At 63.1% G+C, this 675-nt stretch carries 1 protein-coding gene and 1 pseudogene; one reads left to right on the forward strand and one right to left on the reverse strand.

Annotation, left to right across the window (positions count from 1 at the left end; all coding sequences use genetic code 11):
- Nucleotides 1-178 (forward strand): annotated as a pseudogene (locus tag EN750_RS41330) (amidase); the annotation flags it as partial.
- A gap of 18 nt (nt 179-196) precedes the next feature.
- Here the strand turns inward: EN750_RS41330 and EN750_RS37640 are convergent.
- The gene (locus tag EN750_RS37640; RefSeq protein ID WP_127399492.1) at nt 197-583 is read right to left on the reverse strand and encodes a hypothetical protein; all 387 of its coding nucleotides are present in this window, start codon (nt 581-583) and stop codon (nt 197-199) included.
- Nucleotides 584-675 lie beyond the last annotated feature (92 nt).

Here is a 675-nt window from a genome sequence, read left to right on the forward strand (position 1 = left end):
CACCGAGGGTCTGCTGCTGCGCAACACGCAGGTTGCCAACCAGTTCGATCTCTGCGCGATCTCGATACCGATGCCGGGTACTCCGCTGCCCGCCGGATTGATGCTGGTGGCGCGCAACGGGCATGACCGGCGCCTGCTGCGGATTGCTGCCGAAATAGAGCAGCTGCTTGGCGCGTGACCAGGGCTGAACCGCCTATCAGTGCGACGAACAGTGCTTGCGTTCGCTGTCCTTGGCGGTCCGCACGATACGGGTCGCGACCAGCCAGGGCAGATTGTACTTCTCGCCGGTGATGGTCTGGGTGCGGTGCTCGATCGAGCCCCTGACGACGATCTTGCCGGCATAAAGCGCGTCGGAAAGATCGGTTATCGCCTTGTCGGCCTGCGGCAATCCGCTGGGGTCGATCGAGACGCCCTTGCTGATCGCCCCGGTGGCAAGGTCGAGCACGCTGTTTGACGGGCAGGGCGCCTTGAAGCAGCGCAGCCCGTTGTCGCAATAGACATAACTGCTTTCGGCCGCGAATGACGGCATGGCGCAGAGCGAACAGACGACGACTACCAGGGATGCGAGGCGTGGATCGGACATGGCTCTCAGCGTCGCGACGAATTGGGGCGAAACCGCGATGCGTTACAGGTTCGCCGGAAACCGCCGCCGATAGTGATCGACCACTTCCGGAT

Origin of the sequence: Mesorhizobium sp. M7A.F.Ca.ET.027.03.2.1 (assembly GCF_003999175.1) — a bacterium.
Taxonomy (GTDB): domain Bacteria; phylum Pseudomonadota; class Alphaproteobacteria; order Rhizobiales; family Rhizobiaceae; genus Mesorhizobium.

What these genes read in the sequence shown, in the direction of transcription:
- EN750_RS37640 (WP_127399492.1), bottom strand. Translation starts at nt 583, where the DNA reads ATGTCCGATCCACGCCTCGCATCCCTGGTAGTCGTCGTCTGTTCGCTC.